This is a genomic window from Nitrosospira multiformis, assembly GCF_003050865.1.
Classification (GTDB): Bacteria; Pseudomonadota; Gammaproteobacteria; order Burkholderiales; family Nitrosomonadaceae; genus Nitrosospira; species Nitrosospira multiformis_E.
On the sequence record NZ_QAOK01000020.1, the window covers coordinates 45,647 to 65,769 of the forward strand.

Consider the following 20,123-nt stretch of genomic DNA (forward strand, 5'->3'; position numbering starts at 1 on the left):
AAGAAGTGGGGCTATAGAGTTCTTATAATGCCAACCTGATAATCGGCTTGATGGTGATACCCTTCTCGCTATCCTCTGCCGCCTCATTGATCCTGTCAAAAGGGTAAAACTTTACAAGCTTGTCGAATGGAAAGCGTCCCTGCATATAAAGCTCGACAAGGGTTGGTATGAAGAGGTCCGGCGTGCTATCGCCTTCGATGATCCCGATGATGCGCTTGCCGGTGGTCATTACGCCATTCACGTCAAAGCTGGCCTCTGTTCCGAGAGCAGGTGCGCCGACAATCCCGCAGGTGCCGCGGATAGCCAGTGCATCGATGGCCTGGCGCAATACCTCGGGGCGGCCGCTGGATTCAAGAGTGTACTCTACGCCGCCGCCACTGATCTTGCGCACCGCCGCGACAGGATCGGTTTCGCGACTATTCACCGTGTGGGTTGCCCCGAGCTCTCTCGCCAGCTCCAGCCGGGACGGAACGACATCCACAGCAATAATCGTTGTGGCGCCCGCGACGCGAGCCGCCATCACCGCACTCAGCCCTACCGCTCCCCCGCCGAAAGCTGCAAAACTGGCGCCTGGATCGACTTTAAGCGCATTCATCACTGCACCGGCGCCAGTTTGAATGCCGCAGCCAAGCGGACCAAGAAGTTCCAGCGGAGCTTCCCTCGGCACCTTGATCGCATTGCGTTCGTGGGTAAGAGCAAAAGTGCCGAACGACGACTGGCCGAAGAAATGGTCATGAAGCGAACCATGCGCATCGCGAGTGGAGCTGCTGCCGTCTTCCCTGGCGCCGCCAAAATTCAGCGCATAGAAATTCTGGCAATAGGTCAAATCACCCTGGAGACACGGTCTGCAGTGGCCGCACCACATATAGGTCAGCACTACGTGATCTCCTGCTGCCACTTTCTTCACGTTGCTGCCTACCCGCTCGACAACACCCGCCCCTTCATGCCCAAGCACGATCGGCAGGGGAACATCATAAAGCTGATCGCGCGCTACCATGTCGGTATGGCACATGCCAGTGGCCACAATACGAATCAGCACCTCTTCTGGCCTTGGCTCATCCAGAGTCAAATTCTCGATCCTGAAAGGTCCGCCCTTCTGTCGAATCGTCGCTGCCCGGATTTCCATCTATACAGCCTCCTCTATTTATCTATCACAAGCTCCGTTCATTCTTTTGCATAGAAGCGCGGGAGAAATTTCCACCCATATAAAAAATTACCTCATCTTCAATTTTAGCTATAGAATTAAATTCCAAGTGCCACATTCACAAAATGTTTTAGCTGATTCGTAACTCTCTAACATAAATAATACAAGGAGCGAAAGATGAAAAAGCTTGTTCTGACAACAACTCTCCTGTTAACCATGCCCGCCTATGCGGGGTTGAACGGCGCCGAGGTCACCCTTCGAACAGTCGTGCAGGATACATCATCCAGTTCCCCAGTCATCACCTCTCTTGAAAAGACGGTGACGATTGGACCGGGAATCGAATATCCTCACGTGGCAAACCTTTTCAATGCGGGAGCAGCAACAGAAGCACGGCCTGGAGTCGTGCCAAATCTTATTGATGTTGCTATCGATATCGCCAACGACTACATCACCATCGACTTTGCCAACTCCGCCCCTTTTTCACATTTTGGCTCCGGATTTCAAAATACGTATGTTTTTCAGTTTGATCCCGACATCGCGAGAAGCATTGCCGCAGCAAAAATTGACAACAGCGTGACAACATTGGGACTGCAGTCATCCGACGTGCGTCTGGTGGGGAATGAACTGCTTATTAATGCCGAGAACCTTCAGTTCAATCCTTCCACTTTTGCCCGCGTGAATCTTGCCATCGAAGAAGGGCCCGTGTCCCCTGCTCCGGAACCCGCTACCTACGCCATGATGCTCGCCGGTCTTACATTGATCGGGTGGATCGGAACAAGAAGGAGTCGTCGCGGACTATCCTGATTAAGAAGCGCCTCCCCTCAGTGAGGAGGCCTTCACTGAGGATATACTATCTTGCTGGCCGATTTAGTTTATCGGCCAGCCAAGGGTCAGCGAATACCGGATTTTCCCGGAGCCAGGATACCGTTCGGGTCCAGCGCCTTCTTTAGCGTCTTGTGGACTTGACGCTGTACCGGTCCGTATGTTTCCGCCACCTTATCCATAAACGCCGTATTGACGCGGTAGGTTCCATACCCCTGCGCAGAAAAGATTGTCAGCAATTCATCGAAGCACTGGTATGCCGCCTTGACCTGACCCGGATCGGTCTTGTCATAGAGCACGTCTACGATATGATGCATATCGCGCATTCCGACGATGAATTCTCCGGAATAATCCAGACCATACTTGGCAAGGATTTCCTTGGTTAACGCCATCTGTTTCAGCGTCTCGCTTCCTCTTGCCTGAGACACCGGCGCGAACCACATGGAGCCGCCGCCCCCGCGCCAGTTGTACAATGAAAACTCCTGAAGTGTCATGTCGCCGCGCATGAGAGATGCGCGATATTTAAAGGCAGGATCGTCGCCCGCCTCCCGCTCGGTCAGAATCTTCGCTTTGCCGGACTTGCCGAATGCCTGGGTCACAATCTTCCAGTTCACCTCGTTCTGTTCCGGCGTACCATACAGTGCGGCATACAGGTTCCAGATACCCAGATGATGGTCCTTCGCGAGCTTGCGCACTGCCGCATCCGGAATAGACCCTGGGCCGGTCACATAGTCACTGCGGCGGGCCTTGACGGGCGCTTCATATAACGCGTGGGCAATGACAACTGCATTTGGAATCACCCCGCTGATGCGTAGCGGACGAATGATTTCCACGATCTCCACGATATCTTCCTCATTCTCGTACTGAATGACGAAAGGCTTGAAAGCAGGTGGGGCGGGCATAAGCCAGAAGCCGAACTTGGTGACAATGCCATAATTGGACTGAGTAAAAATCCCGTCCAGATAGGGTCCGTACCCCCACTTGAACACCTGCCAGGTATTGGAATTCGGCATCGACCCCATTCCGGTGCGCAGCACTTCGCCATTTGCCAGGACCACCTCCATACCGCAGGCAAACAGGAAATGTTCTCCGTAGGGGGTATAGCCCACTCCACGGTCAAGCGTATTGCCAACCGGTCCTGCAATTGCGGAAGGAGCAGGCATGGATAGCCACAGTCCCAGCTTGTGCTCGGCGATATGGTCATAGAGCTGCTTGTAAGTCACTCCCGGCTCAACCAAGGCATAAGCCAGATCTTTGTCGACTTCCAGGATGCGGTTCATTCGCTTGAGATCGAGGACCACCTGTCCGCGCTCAACCGGTGCCGCCGAGCCGTAGCCCAGATTTTTTCCAGTGGAAATGGTCCAGATGGGAACCTTGTACCGGTTACATATGCCGACAATTTTCTGGATCTCCTCCACCGTCGTCGCCATCAACGCGGCGGATGGAGTGTGATCCGAATCAGGCACGGGCATCATCGTTTTGATGTAAGGGGCAAGCTGCTGTGCGCTGGTAAGCACGGCTGCGTCGCCGAGCACACTGCGAAAATCCCCTATGGCAGAATCGAAAGTCTTTTCGGATATTCCTTTCGGCAATGCGATATATTTATTTGACATTTTGAGTCCCTTGCTCCTATCCGGGTTAGGTCTCTATTACGAATGAGGCGAATCGTTCGGTGCGCACATTCCGTCGAGGATGTGGCCCGAGCGGTAGCTGGTGTACGAATGCCCGTTGGGAGCACGGGATTTGATATGAATGCAATCCCATCGCGGCAGTCATGGCGGCATATCCTACGGATTCAATCCAGCCGGTCAATTGCATCTGCGCAGGCCTCGGTCGCGTTGAACCCTCGTCGGATTCCAATTCCTGCCCTTTGAGGGGCACCCATGTGCCTGCCTTGCTCCAACCCACCGATTCACAGCCGTCTGCTGCCGAAAGACCGGAACAGTGAAGATGAATATCATCAAATCCATCCAAGCGGTAACTGAGGAAGCCCGGTTTAGGCTTATTTAATCTCCGAGGGTACATTCTGGCAGCGAAATGTTCGCTCGAAAGAAAATCCTCTACGATAGAAAAACTGTTGTAACCCGGAAGGAGTTTCTCCGCAAGAACATCACCCGCACTGAATTCTGGCGATGCGGCGGTCCACACATGCCGAAGCTCGGGAACCTCTTGGGAGAAGCTGGAGCCGCCGGAGGCGCCATGACGGGAGAATGCGTGTGAACCCCGAAGAATCAGTCCTGCACCGGCATTGCGCATCAATTCCATGAAAACCGCCGCACTGCCATCATCCATCACAGCAATCCAGCGCACTCCACGGGCACCTTCGAGCAGTTTCCCCACTACCTCATACTCGGTAAGCAATCCGCCTTTCAGTTTTATCATGCGGGGTGGAGAGAACCAGGCTTTCCCAATCGACCCCGCTCGCCCTGCTGCCTCACTTTCAGCAACTCCGTTTAGCCTTGCATTACTGCTGAGAGCGTAAGCAGTGCGAACTCCTGCTGCGAATGCCGCGTCTACTGGAGTATTTCCCAGGAGTAATCCAAATTTCCGCACGCTTCCAGCCGTTGTACTTGCAAACACTCGTGGAGGGATTCCAAGCGCCAATAGCGTTCCTCCCGTCACCAGGCCTTTCATGAGATTACGTCTGCGTACGTCCACGATTTCCCTCCTCAGCTCGCACCTTGCCGATTAATTGCGCTGGATATATTCGGCCAATTTCGCCAGCGACTCATCGTCGATTTCCGACGTACGGAATGGAGGCATTGCCCTGTTCCCGTTTCGTACTACGGCACGAGTATATTCCGGCGGAAGTTCTCGACCGAAAAGGCGAGGTCCTACCTGACCTTCATGGCAATAGCTACAAACCTTGGAATAGACTTCAGCGCCATTTCTCCACCGGAACCCTTTATCCGCGTTTGTTTCCGCAGCGGCGCGCGCGATATCCGCCATCATCGCCGCGGCGACTGATATTGAGAGCATGAGCGCGGTCACAGTCCTTACGGATTTCTTCTTTCTCATATTATTCCTCCAGGCAGAATCTTAGCCGAAAAGACATTTCATTGCTTTATCGGGGGGTTACAGATAAACCTTTATGTTTGCGTGGATAAAATGTGGAGTTTACCTTGTTCCGCCGTCAGTTCTTATTATAGGTTGCATCGCCCTCTTCCGTGCCGATTTTGAGTTGGGAAAACACTATAACAGACGTCCATGACATTAGAAAAACCATTCAATGATTAAGGTTGAGTTTGCTTGACAACGTGCATTTCCTGACATATCCCCTGCATCGCCAGATAGCTTTGCGGGGAGAGGAGGACAGAAATATAAACTACCTGGAAAAGTAGAGCGTGAAGGAATAGCCGATTGAAAAAATGCAGGCATCAAACTCAGAATTTCCAACTGAGGTTTGCCCGAATACCATGATCGGCAATGTTGTGAAGAATTTGTCCCTGGTAATAAATACCCAGGGTCGCTGCTCCGAGGACATGCGCATCCACTCCTCCGGCGAGGACTATTCCATTGCGGGCAATAGGCACACCGGCTGTAGCAAAGGATGAGCCATTGGCAAAAGCAAAAGTCGAAACAGGCGTCATCTCACCGAAGGCATGCCGCCATCCGACGCTTCCACGAAGCGTAGTAACCATCTTTTCCAGTCGGGATAGCGTCTTCGCCACATTGAGGCCCAGAGTGGTATATGCAGTATCCTGCTGACTGCTATCACTGCGCAGACTCGATATCCCTCCACGCTCCTGAAAACCTTTTGTCCGCAGGTTTACGTAAGCGAGCCGGGCAAATGGTTCGAGTGAAATGACATCCAGGGGCAAACCATAGCCAACCTCGCCGAACGCCTGCACTCCGTGCGCATTGTATTCAGCGTTGAGGTGATTTGAAAAACCTCGAAAGATTACATCCCGGCCTGTTTCCAGATCGTGCCAGATATGCGCGGCACCAAGGCGCAAGCCAAGCGGTCCCCACTGTCCACCACCATAAACGGAAACGTGATAGCTGTCGCTTGAGGCGGTGAAAAGGCGTGCTCCTTCATAGGATCCCTGCGTGTATCCTCCAGCAATGCCGAGAAGAAATTTATCGGCAATCTGCATATCTCCGCCCACAAAAATTCCAGCAAGCGCGCGCCCGATACGGGCGGCATTAAGGCTTCCATCCCGATGACCGAACGACCCCAGGACACGTCCCCACAATGCCCCATCGGCAGCAGAGTCCTGTTGAAGAATATGTCCAGGAGTATCAGAGGACTGCGCACCCGCCAGATGGAAAGCTTGCCTGACCCGGTCTGAAACCGCTTCCCGTATAAAACGGCTGTCTTCAATGATCATGCCCTGAATACTCGCGTGTCCTTCGCCGGAAAGACTGTTAAAAGCCTGGCGCACGCTCTCCTGATCTGGCTGATGGACAATCGCTTTATAGATGGGATTGCTGGCGCCTAGCCGCTCGGCTGCGCTTCCTGTAGCACACTGATTAGGCGTCTCGCCGATATCGCAAAAACGCAAAACATCGAGGTAGATGTGAGTAGGATCATAGGAGATACCCAGGTTGACCAGGCTATGCGTGAGTGAATCGAATTTTCCGGTCAAGCCACTATTCGCTGTCAGGATCGTGAAGCGGCTGCCTGGGGTGAATTCCTCACCCGCGGGAATAACAGAAACTGTCCCCCCTTGTATATCAGCAAGATCTGTAACAATGACCTGGTCACTGGCACCACCCGGATCAATTTCTACCTCATAAGTGGAACCATGAAGCTGGACATAATTACCGTGAACCGTAAGCGTGCCAATCGAATTTCCCGGGGACACAGTCCCTTCGACCGTCGTGGCTCCTATATGCCCAGTACCGTGAAGGGAAGCATGGGGCAATACGTGGAGCGTTCCACCCAGCATTCCATTTACCGCCAGGATGCCGCTTTGGGCAGTGATATGCTCGCCGAATGCTCCCGAATCTCCTGATAATATCGGTATACCCAAGCCGGCTTTATTCAGGAAGCCCGAACCCAAAATCGTACTGTCATGGTGGACGCTGTTCTGCTGATTGAATACCAGGTGGGAGGAGTCATTCACATTATTCGTATTATTCTGAAATGTACCTTCGGCGTTACTGCTAAACCACGTTTTGTAGGCCCATGGCTGAAAACTTATGCCATTATGCCAAGTGGTAGAAGTTGTGCTCTGGATATCGTTACTACGGCTCATTCCCATCTCGATGCTGCTTACATCCAACATAAGACCTTCCTGAGCCCGAGAAGGTACCGGCGCAACCGCAATCACCAACAAGGCAATGATGAATTTCGCACCCAGAGAAAGAGAAACTGATTTTTTTCTTTTGGCCATGCTCTACAGAAATAACCCAGCTCTGGCTCCCGCTCCTCTTTCGGGGAGCCGTCCAGATTGACGGTAGTGACGGTAGTAGAAGTGCTTTACCGCAGCCGGAAATGCGGTTCACGGCAGGAGTAAATTTGAACTGAGGCAACTACCGGCTCTGCAGCTTTTCAAAGATCGAAAGCTGAAGTTATGACGGTGTTGAAGTTATGACGGCGGGGCGTTACACCCGGATTGAGGTAATTCTTGAAAAGATGCGGAAACGTACTCAGGCAGACAATGAGGTGAACCTATCGGAAAGTTTTCCTGATATTTGACGGGCAAATGACAACGGCACATGATGGAACCAGAGTAAGCTACAGGCGGATTCAAATAGAATCCGTTGTTAATCCATGAGCATATGACAGAGCGGCACTTAAAGCAACCCCTTGGACCCTTTATCCTTAGTACTCTTGGTAGCCCCGTGCTTCGGCCCGTTGAGAACGGGCACTTTGGAGAGAATTGCCAAGCGGAAAGTAGTATGTGCGGTTCTACCGAACAAAAGGGATGAAAATTAATATCGTTTCAGAGGAGCCGGACCGGAATCGGGATGCTCGTTTCTCGGATCGTGGTGCGCTTCAGTTCCGGTAATTGATTTTTTCGCTTCCTCCTGAGTTTCCTGTTTCTTGGTTCCACGGTTGCCTATCTTTTCCTGAACTCTGTTTCCGTGGGTTTCTTCATCGACGGCCACCCCCTCATCCGCTTCATTCGGCATTTGAGCCATTGCATCGTCTTCCCTCAATTCCTCATCGTTGGTTTCCCGTGGATCTTCCATGATAGCTCCTGCAAGTTTATGGGTCAATTACATCTATATATGTCCTATTCTCCCATCACTGGCGACCAAAACTCGGTGCGATAGCGCACAACATCCACACTACATATAGTTGTGTCTGGTAGCGCACAGAAACTTTCCTAGCTCAGCCCCATCATTGTCAAGTAGCAGTTCCTGCTACTACATGTGGCTCCCGCTACATGTCCCTTATCAAGTCTACGTTTTTATTAACGCAAGCATTCCAAACACATCATACTTAGGAGAAGAATTATGAAAAAATCGGTCATACTGGCAATGGCTCTGATGCTTCCTGCGTTTATCGTCAGCGCACAAGCGGCAGATACCCAAGGTGCTCTCACTGACGCGGAAATTGCACACATTGTGGTAACTGCGAACACCGCTGATATTGAAAATGGAAACCTGGCCAAGAAAAAGGCCTCGAACGAAGACGTTCACGGGTACGCGCATCGAATGATCGCGGACCATACGGACAGCAACCAGCAAGCAACTGAGCTTGCGAAAAAACTCAATGTAACCCCCAAGGACAACGCCATCAGTCAGAGCTTGAAGGATGACGCCAAAGCTGGTCTCGAAAAACTTAAGGGATTGAGCGGGAAGGAATTCGACAAAGCATACATTGACGGCGAAATCGCGCTTCATAAGAAGGTGATCGAAGTTGCCGACAGCAAACTCGTGCCCAACGTCAAGAACGAGGAACTGAAGGCATTGCTGGTTAAAACACGTCCAACACTCGTCTCGCACCTCGAGCACGCAGAAAAAATCAAGGCTACTCTCAAGTGACAGAAAATCCCGCCGGAATACTTCCTCATCGTTCTGGCACTTTCCTGTGGAAGCTATGAGAGAAGTAGAATGTTGCGTCACCGCGACGCAACATTCATTTGCCAAAACCAGATCCAATAGCCATATCCCTTGTCCTTATCGTGCGTAAACCCAAAACTATTGTCATCGGCAGCGGCTTGGCGGGTTTGTCTGCAGTGCTTGAACTGTCCGGTAACGGATTTGAGGTGCTGTTGCTGGAAGCTGCTCCCTACATAGGTGGGAGAACCGCATCCTTCGGTGATTACGGGTAACAATGCTGCGTGCGAAGTGATCAACGCAGCAAAATCAGTATAGATGAGCCTCACCGTAATACGGGACGATATGAAGAAGAGGACTCTATGACAAAGGATAGGGACCCAGCGAATAGCAGCGAGATACTTCTAAAGGAATATCGAGAAAAGGCGGGCTCAGCGTTATATCACTGGCCACTGGCCCCGCCTTATGCATAATGTCAAAGAAGCTAGTATCCTCCGCCGCCAGACTGGCCGGAGGATCCTCCCCCCTGTGATCCTCCACTTTGTCCGGAGCGTTTTTCATAGGATTTATCGTGCATATCATGCCGTTTGTCATGCGGCTTGTCATAGCCTGGCTGGCCGGAGCCCTGCCCCGATGTAGTGTCGCCGGATTGTTGATAGCCCCGCGGTTCGGGCGCATTGCTTCCTTTCCCATGCTTGGACATATCTCCATATTCTCCGGTCTGCTCCCCGGCACCTGCCGCCTGGGCTACACCTGTGGCGCTAAAAGCGATTACGCCGGCAAGCACGACAGACTGTGCCACTTTTTTCAGTATTAAAATATTTTCCATGGTAGTTCCTTGAGATTAATCCAGCAAAATTGCTGAACTTAAATGCTACTCAAATCGTGAGGGCTTTCCGTACGTTTACGCACACACCACATTAGGAAGGAAAAGAGTGGTTGTATCGGAGAAGCCCTGTGTTCCTGGCACTGTCATACTCCATCTCAATTCTCTGCAGCTGAGTGGTTAGGGCAAGGGCTCGGGCACCTCATAATGGTTTGAAAACCTCGAACGAGAGCAGTTATTTCTAATGGGACCTCGCCGGGGCTTAAAAATGGGGAACTGCGTTCAAGCGACGTATCTCGCTTGGACCTGATCGTGCGATGGGGAGGCGGACGTCGCTTAAGTGGATGCCTCCCTGTGCAATCAGTCTACGCGGACTTTTATATACGGGATGAATTCTGGCCGGATTTTGAACCCCGGCATTTTCCCGTGTAGTGAATAGACGATTATCCTAGTGGATTGTTTCCGTACCCCCGCTGTTGCTCGAGGACAGTATCAGTACAAACACGTTTCCGGGATTAAAATGAAAAAACTGAGGAAGCTTCCCCTGCTAAAGCAGGGAAAGGCTAATCTCAGGTTCGGGTGGACTCAAGCATGTGTCGCGAATCTACTTACTTGGCAATACCTTCGCTGCTCCCATCCGCGGGGGCGCTCGTGTCAAGCTTCGACTTGTCGCTCTTTCCGGTACCGCCACTGCCTATGCTTTCTCCGGCATGGCCTGCTTTTGTATCGGTGCTGCCGCCCATGATGCCACGCGCACCCTTACCTCCTTTATTTTCCCTCAGGTTGCTGAATCCTTTATCCCCAGTTGATCCACCCAATGCACTTCCCTCCGGGGACTTTGAACCCCCGGAACCGCTCCCCCCGCTTCCCGAACTGTCAGGCTCGTCGCTGCCCAAGGTGTCTTTCGTGCCTCTTGTTGGGTTGTCCTTCTTGTTGTAACTACCCTCGCCCTTCTTGCCTGCATTATCTTGGCCGGTGGAGGCTCCGCCTGTCGCGCCGATCGACATTGAACTGCTTTGAGCATACAAACCTCCGGCAAATCCAAACGCCAGCACAGCCACTGCCGTAATGCAGGTTTTCTTGTTCACAATTGATGAGCGCATCATTTTTCTCTCCTTGAATGCATATTGAACTTAAAGACACGTAATAGTATTTCCTTGAACTCTTGCTCCTCATTAAGCCCTGAATTTTGAATCCCCCGGCTTTCCTCATCCCCCTTACAGCAGTTTTTCAGTTTTCATACTGCTCACACTTTCAATTGAATCTTCCCGATTCCATCTCAAGCGTGATTCCTGTCTTCAATTTGGGGGAGAATGACTACATCATAAAGCGACAAAACGGCTCACTCTGTGCGGGAGGATACATAGCCCGGTACCGGCCTGCCATTCCTCGTTCCTGGCCGCTTCCTCCGTTTTCTATTTCTGCGAATCAGAAAACGGAGAAAGCGGGGAAAGAACAGTGTTGGCTGCCGAACAGAACTCGGGAATCCTTAGGATTATCTTTTGGTCATGCAGATGCGTTCATGAGTGACATACAACAGCAAACCGTTCAACCCTACATTCCATTGGAGATCATCATGCCAACTACGCAAACCACTTCACATAAAACTACAGAGCACAAAACCACGAGAAGGTCCAAACATGACGCAATCAAATTGCTGACCGACGATCACAACAAGGTCAAGAAGATGTTTAAGGAGTTCGAAAGGCTGCACAAAAAGCAGGAAGAAGGAAAGGAAGAGATTGCACAGCAAATTTGCATGGAATTAACGATCCACGCGCAACTGGAGGAGGAAATATTCTATCCCGCTGCCCGTGAAGCCATTGATGATGATGATCTGATGAACGAAGCAGCCGTGGAGCATCAAGCCGCCAAGGATCTCATCGAAAAAATTCAATCAATGAACAGTTCAGACCCAATGTATGACGCTATGGTAAGCGTCCTTGGAGAATACGTTAATCACCATATAGAGGAAGAACAGAACGAGATATTTCCCAAGGTGGAAAAAGCGAAAGTCGATCTTGAAGAAATTGGCGCTGAAATAGCTGCCCGCAAGGAAGAACTTACTGAAGAGCAGGAATAACGGAAGGGAAACTGACACGTTGACCCGGTCCAGGTTGCCGATTGGTTACCAACTGCCCAATTCGCTTCTGGAGGATAAGATCAACTACTGTCGGTTCGGTACACGAATAGCCGACCAAAAGAAGAATAGTGCAGACGTAGTCGTACCTTTATTGACAGGGGACGCGCATGGATAACCTTCTTTCTTGGGTTGCTTATATAGTGATAATGGTTGCTGGCTTGGGTGTACTGGGAATAGGCTGGCTATAGACCAGCAGCACCATATTCTCACTGCGTTCGATGAAGGCAAGGCCTGCCAACTCCTGGATCTGTGCCTTGGGCACGCCTGCAGCATTGAAGTCGAAGCCATCCATGATTTGCATATTGGAGCATGCTCGAGCTTCAGAAAAACTAAAGGTTAAGAAGCTTGAGCCGGCCGTGCTGCTCGCGCAGGATGTCGCAGGATGTATATATTCCGTTGAACCTATTGAACCTGAGGATGTGCAAGATTCATTGGCAAAGCGTTATGGCTGGGCGCGGCTCTTCAATCGCATACCCCTGGGCATAGTCGACACCTATCCTTCGCAGCACCTCGAGAAAAGATTGGTCCTCTACCCATTCCGCTATCGTCTCTATTTTCATTACGTGGCCTATATGATTAATGGCCTCAACCATGGCATGGTCAATAGGATCATTGATTATGCCCTTGATGAATGCCCCATCGATTTTTAGATAGTCCACAAGTAAATGCTTCAGATAGGCAAACGAGGACATTCCGCTGCCAAAATCGTCCAGGGAGAAGCGGCAGCCTAGCTCCTTTAGCTTGCGGATCAACGCAGCAGCCTGAGTAAGGTTTGCGATTGCCACGGTTTCCGTTATCTCGAAACAGATCCCGGCAGGATCAGCCCGAGACTGCTTGAATTGATCCACCACGAAATCGTATAAATGCTCATCGCAAATGGATGCGCCTGAGAGATTGATAGTGCAGGTGTCTTTTGTGCCTCGTGAGCGATATGAAGCGTATTGGGCAAAGGCATTGGTGATTACCCATCTATCGATTTGAGGCATGAGACCGTAGCGCTCCGCGGCAGGGATGAAGGCCATGGGAGGTATGAGCTCTTCATTTTCTCCTTTCATTCGCAACAATATTTCGTAGTGGTTAGAGTGTGTTGAGCTGTCAGAAAGCGGCATTATTTTCTGTGAATACAGGACGAACTGCTGCTTATCAAGCGCTTTGTGCAGACGCTCCACCCATCCCATCTCACCACGGCGTTTCTCGAGGTTCTTGTCATCAGAAGCATAGAGTTGAACGCGATTGCGGCCATTATCCTTGGCAAGAAAGCAAGCCGTGTCTGCCATGCGTAAAACGTCCGAGAAAGTTTGCCCGCCACTGGAGAAGGTGGCCAGTCCGATGCTTATACCGAGTGAGAACAACCGCTCTTCCCAGACAAAACGAAACTCCTGTACGGTTTGCCGCAGCACTTCAGCTATGCGAAGGGCGGGTCCCCTTGAACATTTCTCAAGCAATAAGCCGAATTCATCTCCTCCAAGGCGCGCCAGAGTATCATTCTTCCGCAGCTTTGCTTGCAGGAGGCTGGTGAGCTGTTTCAACAACTCGTCCCCTGCCAGGTGACCACAAGTGTCATTTACAATCTTGAATTGATCAAGATCAAGATAAAGCAAAGCATGCTCGTCAGTCTGTTCATCGCTCTCCAGTGCCTGTTTCAGGCGCCGCTCGAATTCGTGCCTGTTGATCAGACCAGTCAGTGCGTCGTGCGTCGCCTGATGTCGCATTTCCATCGCCAATTTCTGCGCATGGCTAACGTCACGAAACACTAGCACGACGCCGATGATTGCGCCGTTTTGATCTCGAATGGGCGCGGCCGAGTCCTCGATGGGGAAGGTTTGACCATCTCGCCGTATAAGAAGCGCATGCGAATTAAGGTTTACAGTCTCCTTATTCCTTAAAACCCTTTCGGCCGGGTTAGATGCTGGTTCATTAGTTTCCGCATGGATGATTTGAAATACATCTTGAAGAGGCAAACCCTTTGCGTCCTCGGGACTACACCCAGCCATGGCTTCTGCAACCGGATTCAGATAGGTGACCCTTCCTTCCGTATCGGTTGTGATAACGGCGTCACCAATACAGCTCAGCGTGACGCGAAGGAGTTCCTTTTCTTCAAAAAGCGCCTTTTCCGCTATTTCGCGCTCAGTGAGATCGCGTCTGAGTTGAGTTTGGATTTCCTTGGTACGCTTGCGCTCAGTGATATCGCGGATGGCACTGGATACCAGGACCCCTTCTTCAGTTTCAATGGGGCTAAGACTGATTTCAACAGGAAATTCAGTGCCATCACGCCGCAGGCCATAGAGCTCGAGTCCAACCCCCATTGGGCGCGTACGGGGCGCACGGAAAAAATCTTCCCTAAACCCGGGATGTTTTGAACGATAACGGGGCGGAATAAGAATCTCCATCTTTTTACCGAGCAACTGTTCTCGCTGGTATTCAAACAATTTCTCGGTTTGGGAATTCACCAGCACAATTTCACCATTGCGATTCACAATGACGATTGCATCCGGCGCGGCTTCCAGCAGTCCACGGAATTTCTGCTCCGCTTTTTTTCGATCGCTAATATCGCGAATTGCACTCACGCTAAATCTGCCCTCATCCATTTCAATGGGACTCAAGCTCATTTCCACTGGAAATTCGGTACCGTCCTTGCGAAACCCGCATAGCTCCCACTCGGCGCCCACCGTCCGGATGTGGGGGTAGGCAAAGTAAGCTGCGCGTTCTCCCGGATGGAGGTCGCGCTTGCGCGGTGGCTGCAGCATTTCCACGGGCTGGCCGCAAAGTTCATCTGCATTATATCCAAACAGTTTCTCCGCTTGCGCGTTGACCAGGACTATCCGCCCTGACGAATTCACTATGACTATTCCATCTGGTGCTGAATCGAGTAAATTGCCGAATTTGGTGCCGATCAGCTTGGCGTCGCGTAATGCCTTGATATGCGTGATATCTGTACTGGTAATCAGGACGTAGCCATGCTGTCGCTGTTCCTGCGACAGGACCTTGCATGAAAGGTTTACATGGATCAGCAGGCCGTCTTTTTTGCGACATAACATCTCGCCTACTGAAGCCCTTGCCTCGAGCGCATCTTTCAGGCTCTGGCCGATCTTCCACTGATGATCGGAAGCGCCAATAAGTTCACTAAGCTTGCTTTGCAAGGCTTCCGCCACTGTATAGCCAAATATAGATTGCGCGCCCTTGTTCCAGTAAACGACAACGCCATCGGCAGTGGTAACAATTGCGCCACCGGGCATTTCATCAAGAACAAGCTTGCCAAAATCTGTTGGTATTACCTTCGATTCCATTCAGATTTACGAAAAATAGGAAAGACTTCGAAATTGGAGATGTTAATAGCCGAAGTTACAGCGTCTGCAACACTTACTTTGGAGCTGTTAACCGTTCGCTGGGTCGTGGATGCCTTGTTCATTGAATAAATTGCATAGTGCTCTCTCATCAGGCAGTCATCTACGCCGATTTATAATATGGGCAATGACCTCGATTAACACTTTAAATGGGGCGGATTTGGGATTTGGATTTATTATCCCTCGCAAAGGGGTTAATTTACGTACTGGTCATAATTTCATTACTCGTTCCTGGCTGTTGATTTTCTTCGATTCGATCGAACTAATTCGTTTTAGCAAAGCCTTGTGATTTCGAAGAGCGGTATGCAATATTGGAACAGAACAGCATGGATAAAAACTTAGCTTGATCTGCTTGATCTGCGATACTGGAAGCGCAGGATTCTTATATACGTCAATCTCCCAACTACAAGTTTTCACGCAAATCGTTCAGTTGTCGGAGGTTCTTCTATGACTCTACCATATGGCCTAATGGTCGTTTGCTCAGCTGAAGATGCTTCTCTATGTTTATTGCGATCTCCAGGTAGAGTGGGCGCAAGTCAACACGTATGTTGCTGATCGTTTTTCCGACATTCATCATCGAGGGGACCCGAAGGCCATGATGATCGACGGGGCCACCGATAAATTTCTGGTCGAAACCGAGCTTGGCGAAGTGATGTGCGAGCCGTTCCTCAGTGAGAACGAATACGGTATCAATCTTTCAATCGCGCCATTGCAAAAGTAGCGAGATAAAGACTGATTGGAATGTACGGAAAGCGCCGCGATCGGGAGGTTTTAAAATCACCCTCTGAAATGACAAGCAGTCTGCCAGCTTCGCCTTTACGCCTTCTGTAGCTGGAGATTACAGCAAGACGCGATACTTCTGCGCTGCGCTACCGGCCTCCCTTAAAAATTTCACCCCTTACAAATTTGAAATATAAATAGCTCGTCTGCAAACTTTTCCTGCAGCTGAGCATTTCCAGATTTCGCTCAAAATCGCATTGCTGCCGCATCTCGATGGAGGGCCGGCTGCTATCAGGTTTTAAATCTACTCTACCCTATCGATTAAGCGACGTTCCCATTGACGTCTGCTGCCTTGTCGCCTGTCCACTAGGAGCAATGGCGTAATTGGCTCTTCTCCGGTGATTAACCAATCTAGTGAAAAGACAAGTGCAGAACGCAATTTCTTTAGTTTGGCTATGTCAGGCATCGTACTTCCCGTCTCCCATTGGGATATGGCTGCCTTCGTCACTCCACACAATTTTCCTAATTGGGTTTGATTCAAGTTATATCTATGCCGTAGCTGTATAAGCCTCGGTCCCATGCCCACGCTGTACTCCCCGTCTTAGATGTATTGCTTGTCCCCAAGATTAGTAAAGCTTGATTATGATGTCAAGTTTTACTAAACATAATAGAGGCAGGAAGCGATTAGATACGTTAATATGTTTAGACCTACTTAACGTTAAGAGGTGAACTGCTTATGGATAATGAGGAGAAGATTAGAAAAGAAATCGGGCCTGTGGATAAAAAGGTAAGTTTACTTTCTGTTGAGTTCCTGCTTTCTCCTTGGACTATCGCTACTTTAACATTTACGATTTTTATATCGCTCACCTTGATAGGCTGCTCTTTTGCTCAGGATTTACAGGAGCAAAGCGCAGCGATTGAGCCGTCTTCACGCCCTCTATTTGAAAAGGCTGTAAAAGGTTATGAGCCGTTTCTCGTCCTACTAGGGAGTGTCCTGGTCAGTATTCTGACTGCGCTGCTTTCTTTTGTTCTTGCATCGAACAAAGAGAAAGCAGCGGCACTGGTGCGTGTCAATAAAAAACTGCTTTCGGCCATAGAAGAACAGCAGGCAACAGCACGCGAACTTTCAGATGCAAGGCTTCGCACCGAGAGAATCCTAGAGAGCATTACCGAGGCTTTTTACACTCTGAACCGGGAATGGCGCTTTACCTATGTAAATAAGGAAGCAGAAAATCTGTTATGTCGCGGACGTAGCAATCTTTTGGGCAAAGTGGTCTGGGAGGAATTTGAGGAGACTATCGGAACCACCTTTGATCATAAATTCCATCGAGCGCTCAGGGAAAATACGGCAGTGACGTTTGACGAGTTCTATCCTCCCCTTGGCAAATGGTTCGAGGTACATGTTTATCCATCGGAAGAGGGCTTGGCTATTTATTTTCACGATATTACCGCACGCAAGGAGTCTGAGCGGGCGCGCCAGGAAGCCGATAGGCGCATTCGCCAGCAGGCTTCCTTGCTCAACAAGGCGAGGGACGCAATCATTGTGCGCGACCTTCATCATCGCATCCATTTCTGGAATCAGGGGGCTGAGCGGCTTTACGGATGGGCTTCCGAGGAGATATCCAGCAGATCGGTAGAGGTGTTGTACGAGGACCTCTCGCCGCTCAATGAAGCAACGAACCTGTTACTGGACTCGGGGGAATGGAGAGGTGAAATCACGCAGCGCAGGAAGGATGGAAGCATATTGCCCGTGGAAGCGCATTGGACTTTGGTTAGAGACGACGAGGGACACCCAGAGTTTGTCTTTGCGATCAATACCGACATTACCCAGCGCAAGGCAGCGGAGAAGAAGATTCAATATCTCGCCTTCTACGATCCCTTGACCGGGTTACCCAATAAGCAACTCCTACTGGACCGGCTCCGGCAGGTGGTGGCGGCGAGGGCCCGCAATCGGCAGATGGGGGCCCTACTGTTCATTGATCTTGATAATTTTAAATTGCTCAATGATACGTTTGGCCATCATTTCGGCGACCAGTTGCTGCAAGAAGTCGCTCCGCGCCTGACCTCATGCGTGCGTGAAAGTGACACGGTAGCCAGATTGGGCGGCGACGAATTCGTGGTAATACTGATAACAGATTCGAGTGATGACGAAGCTGTTGCTGAGGGTGAGGTAAAAAAGGTCTGCGGGAGGATTCGCAGTGCTTTCAATCGACCTTTTAATCTTGGTGCATACAGGCACCACATAACGACGAGTATTGGCGTTGCGCTGTTTGATGGTGGGGCAGCTACAACAGATGAGTTACTCAAGCATGCGGATCTGGCGATGCATCAGGCAAAAGCTTCTGGCCGCAACGCCGTATGTTTTTTCAATCCGAACATGCAAGCAGAAATGAATACTCGTGCCGCTCTTGAATCAGATTTACGCAAAAGCTGGGAGAGAAATGAGTTTGTTCTCTACTATCAGCCGCAAATGGATAACTGCGGGATTATAGGAGCCGAAGTGCTTGTGCGGTGGCAACATCCTCGACGCGGCCTTTTGCTTCCCTCCGAGTTCATTCCTCAGGCCGAGGAAACCGGACAGATTCTTCCTTTGGGTGAATGGTTGCTTGAGGTTGCTTGTGATCAACTTGCAATGTGGTCGAGGTATCAGAAGACAGCCCAACTTAATCTGGCGGTAAATATAAGCCCCTGCCAGTTCGGTCAGTCAAACTTCGTCGAGCAAGTAGTTTCTGCCCTCGATCGAAGTGGGGCCAATCCGCAAAAACTCAAGCTTGAGCTGACGGAGAGCATCCTGCTGCAAAATATGGACGATACCATTGCAAAAATGATGACACTGAAAGCCAAGGGCGTGGACTTCGCCTTGGATGATTTCGGGGTCGGCTATTCCTCACTTTACTACCTTAAACACTTGCCGTTGGATTGGATAAAAATCGACAAATCATTTGTAAGAGATGTCCTAATTGATAATAAGGACGCTACGATCATTCGTGCGATTCTACTTCTTGCTAAAAGCATGGGGTTATCGGTAATTGCCGAGGGGGTGGAAACCCCGGCCCAAAAGGATTTTCTCGTTATGCACGGATGTAGCGCGTATCAGGGATATCTGTTCAGTCCCCCTTTGCCACTAAATCAATTTGAGGAGTTTATACATGGAAGAAAGGGGTGCAAGCAATTCAGGAGCGGGTACGCCAAAGAATTCCTCTACTGCTAATAGCCCATTTCGTAGGATTTTTTTTGTTGAGAGATAGACTCACGAACTCTAATTTTACCCATAATAACGTATTTATCATGGGTAAATTCCTATACGACCATCGCAAGACACGACGGAGGATAGCCCCACGTTCAAGGTTACTGAACATCGGGCTTACCTATATCCTGGTTGCAGTTACTTACATTGCCGGACTTTGGGGGTCGGACTCAGCATGGTTTTCATCAAGTTTCGATGCCATTTGACGATGCAAAGCGGCTTCTTTCATGTCGGCTGCAACGGTCTGCTCGTGACGGCGTATCAATGCTGCAGTATGCGATTGCAGATCCTGAGCTTGCCTGCCATAAAGATAGCTTTTATTCTTATACTGCTCCAGCAATTCCTTTTCTTCCTTCACTTTTGCCTGCATTTGCATAGCGGCATTTTCATAATATTTCGCTACGGTCTCATGATCGCTCCGGGTCGTGGCTTTCTGGATAGCCGCACGAATCTCAGGAGTGTCAATGGGCTCGGCTGCAATCGTCAGAGAATTCATCGAACCCAGCAGGGCTGCCATCGATAGCACTGCGAAGATATTTCCTGGTTTCGTTTTCATGATAGTAATGAACCCAAACAGGATGAAAGTGACTTTATCCTATCTCAGTCGACACTATGTGTATATTGGGGAAACTCTGGTTTTATACTAAGGGAAACCCTTAGAGCGACAAGATGAAAGGATATGGCCCACGACTAACTCTCGATCAGCGCGAACGCTATTGTGGGCCCGCTGGATTAGGGATTCAGGACAGGGAGCAAGTCGAACTGCAAGTGCCTTCCTGGCAACTATTGTCCCCTCATTTACTAGCCCTTCTCTAGGTTCAGGACCTATTAATTTTCCATCCCAAGGTTTAAACCACCGGCTTTAGCCGGTCAGCTTTAGCTGCGAGAATAATAAGCTGCACGAAGGGAGGTGCGGCATGGAT

The 20,123-nt window shown here is 50.3% G+C and carries 19 protein-coding genes; 7 read left to right on the forward strand and 12 right to left on the reverse strand.

Annotated elements, in window-relative coordinates:
* Positions 1 to 22: 22 nt before the first annotated feature.
* The gene (locus C8R21_RS10940; protein ID WP_107762731.1) at positions 23 to 1,126 is read right to left on the reverse strand and encodes an NAD(P)-dependent alcohol dehydrogenase; all 1,104 of its coding nucleotides are present in this window, start codon (positions 1,124 to 1,126) and stop codon (positions 23 to 25) included.
* Between the two features lie 195 nt (positions 1,127 to 1,321).
* Between C8R21_RS10940 and C8R21_RS10945 the strand changes: the two genes are divergently transcribed.
* Positions 1,322 to 1,948 carry a PEP-CTERM sorting domain-containing protein gene (locus C8R21_RS10945; RefSeq protein ID WP_107762732.1) on the forward strand — a complete coding sequence of 209 codons (627 nt, stop codon included), beginning with the start codon at positions 1,322 to 1,324 and terminating at the stop codon, positions 1,946 to 1,948.
* Between the two features lie 86 nt (positions 1,949 to 2,034).
* Here C8R21_RS10945 and C8R21_RS10950 read toward each other — a convergent pair whose 3' ends face one another.
* The 5 genes from C8R21_RS10950 to C8R21_RS10970 all read right to left on the reverse strand — a co-directional run bounded on the left by C8R21_RS10950 (position 2,035) and on the right by C8R21_RS10970 (position 8,107).
* A complete protein-coding gene (locus C8R21_RS10950; protein ID WP_107762733.1) occupies positions 2,035 to 3,579 on the reverse strand; it encodes an FAD-binding oxidoreductase in 1,545 nt (514 codons plus the stop codon).
* Positions 3,580 to 3,604: 25 nt separating this feature from the next.
* Entirely contained in the window at positions 3,605 to 4,624 is a 1,020-nt protein-coding gene (locus C8R21_RS10955; protein WP_146162473.1) for a hypothetical protein, read from the reverse strand.
* 30 nt (positions 4,625 to 4,654) lie between these two features.
* On the reverse strand, positions 4,655 to 4,984 hold the full coding sequence (locus C8R21_RS10960) for a c-type cytochrome (RefSeq protein ID WP_107762735.1): 330 nt from the start codon (positions 4,982 to 4,984) through the stop codon (positions 4,655 to 4,657).
* Positions 4,985 to 5,349: 365 nt separating this feature from the next.
* The gene (locus C8R21_RS10965) at positions 5,350 to 7,197 is read right to left on the reverse strand and encodes an autotransporter outer membrane beta-barrel domain-containing protein (RefSeq protein ID WP_181258907.1); all 1,848 of its coding nucleotides are present in this window, start codon (positions 7,195 to 7,197) and stop codon (positions 5,350 to 5,352) included.
* Between the two features lie 649 nt (positions 7,198 to 7,846).
* Complete coding sequence (locus tag C8R21_RS10970; protein WP_107762737.1) at positions 7,847 to 8,107, reverse strand: hypothetical protein; 261 nt, start codon at positions 8,105 to 8,107, stop codon at positions 7,847 to 7,849.
* Positions 8,108 to 8,374: 267 nt separating this feature from the next.
* Between C8R21_RS10970 and C8R21_RS10975 the strand changes: the two genes are divergently transcribed.
* Both C8R21_RS10975 and C8R21_RS10980 read left to right on the forward strand, forming a co-directional pair.
* On the forward strand, positions 8,375 to 8,905 hold the full coding sequence (locus C8R21_RS10975; RefSeq protein ID WP_107762738.1) for a DUF4142 domain-containing protein: 531 nt from the start codon (positions 8,375 to 8,377) through the stop codon (positions 8,903 to 8,905).
* A gap of 140 nt (positions 8,906 to 9,045) precedes the next feature.
* A complete protein-coding gene (locus C8R21_RS10980; RefSeq protein ID WP_219906645.1) occupies positions 9,046 to 9,195 on the forward strand; it encodes an FAD-dependent oxidoreductase in 150 nt (49 codons plus the stop codon).
* Positions 9,196 to 9,404: 209 nt separating this feature from the next.
* Here the strand turns inward: C8R21_RS10980 and C8R21_RS10985 are convergent, their stop codons facing one another.
* Positions 9,405 to 9,749, reverse strand: a complete 345-nt coding sequence (locus C8R21_RS10985; RefSeq protein WP_107762740.1) for a hypothetical protein — start codon at positions 9,747 to 9,749, stop codon at positions 9,405 to 9,407.
* A gap of 273 nt (positions 9,750 to 10,022) precedes the next feature.
* On the opposite strand from C8R21_RS10985, the gene C8R21_RS16675 reads away from it, so the two are divergent.
* Entirely contained in the window at positions 10,023 to 10,178 is a 156-nt protein-coding gene (locus C8R21_RS16675; RefSeq protein ID WP_375136004.1) for an undecaprenyl diphosphate synthase family protein, read from the forward strand.
* 176 nt (positions 10,179 to 10,354) lie between these two features.
* Here the strand turns inward: C8R21_RS16675 and C8R21_RS10995 are convergent, their stop codons facing one another.
* Entirely contained in the window at positions 10,355 to 10,852 is a 498-nt protein-coding gene (locus C8R21_RS10995) for a hypothetical protein (protein WP_107762741.1), read from the reverse strand.
* A 416-nt stretch (positions 10,853 to 11,268) separates the two neighbouring features.
* Here C8R21_RS10995 and C8R21_RS11000 point away from each other — a divergent pair, with 416 nt between their 5' ends.
* Entirely contained in the window at positions 11,269 to 11,829 is a 561-nt protein-coding gene (locus C8R21_RS11000) for a hemerythrin domain-containing protein (RefSeq protein ID WP_308811391.1), read from the forward strand.
* Between the two features lie 193 nt (positions 11,830 to 12,022).
* Here C8R21_RS11000 and C8R21_RS16115 read toward each other — a convergent pair whose 3' ends face one another.
* Positions 12,023 to 12,190: an ATP-binding protein gene (locus C8R21_RS16115; protein WP_219906647.1), complete on the reverse strand. Its 168-nt coding sequence runs from the start codon at positions 12,188 to 12,190 to the stop codon at positions 12,023 to 12,025.
* A 127-nt stretch (positions 12,191 to 12,317) separates the two neighbouring features.
* Complete coding sequence (locus C8R21_RS11005) at positions 12,318 to 15,176, reverse strand: PAS domain S-box protein (protein ID WP_107762742.1); 2,859 nt, start codon at positions 15,174 to 15,176, stop codon at positions 12,318 to 12,320.
* A gap of 547 nt (positions 15,177 to 15,723) precedes the next feature.
* On the opposite strand from C8R21_RS11005, the gene C8R21_RS11010 reads away from it, so the two are divergent.
* Entirely contained in the window at positions 15,724 to 15,954 is a 231-nt protein-coding gene (locus tag C8R21_RS11010) for a hypothetical protein (protein WP_107762743.1), read from the forward strand.
* Positions 15,955 to 16,257: 303 nt separating this feature from the next.
* Here C8R21_RS11010 and C8R21_RS16680 read toward each other — a convergent pair whose 3' ends face one another.
* Positions 16,258 to 16,533, reverse strand: a complete 276-nt coding sequence (locus C8R21_RS16680; RefSeq protein WP_107762744.1) for a helix-turn-helix domain-containing protein — start codon at positions 16,531 to 16,533, stop codon at positions 16,258 to 16,260.
* A gap of 156 nt (positions 16,534 to 16,689) precedes the next feature.
* Between C8R21_RS16680 and C8R21_RS11020 the strand changes: the two genes are divergently transcribed.
* On the forward strand, positions 16,690 to 19,164 hold the full coding sequence (locus C8R21_RS11020; RefSeq protein ID WP_107762745.1) for a sensor domain-containing protein: 2,475 nt from the start codon (positions 16,690 to 16,692) through the stop codon (positions 19,162 to 19,164).
* A 178-nt stretch (positions 19,165 to 19,342) separates the two neighbouring features.
* Here the strand turns inward: C8R21_RS11020 and C8R21_RS11025 are convergent, their stop codons facing one another.
* Positions 19,343 to 19,756, reverse strand: coding sequence for a hypothetical protein (locus tag C8R21_RS11025; protein WP_107762746.1), 414 nt, complete (start codon positions 19,754 to 19,756; stop codon positions 19,343 to 19,345).
* Positions 19,757 to 20,123: the final 367 nt, after the last annotated feature.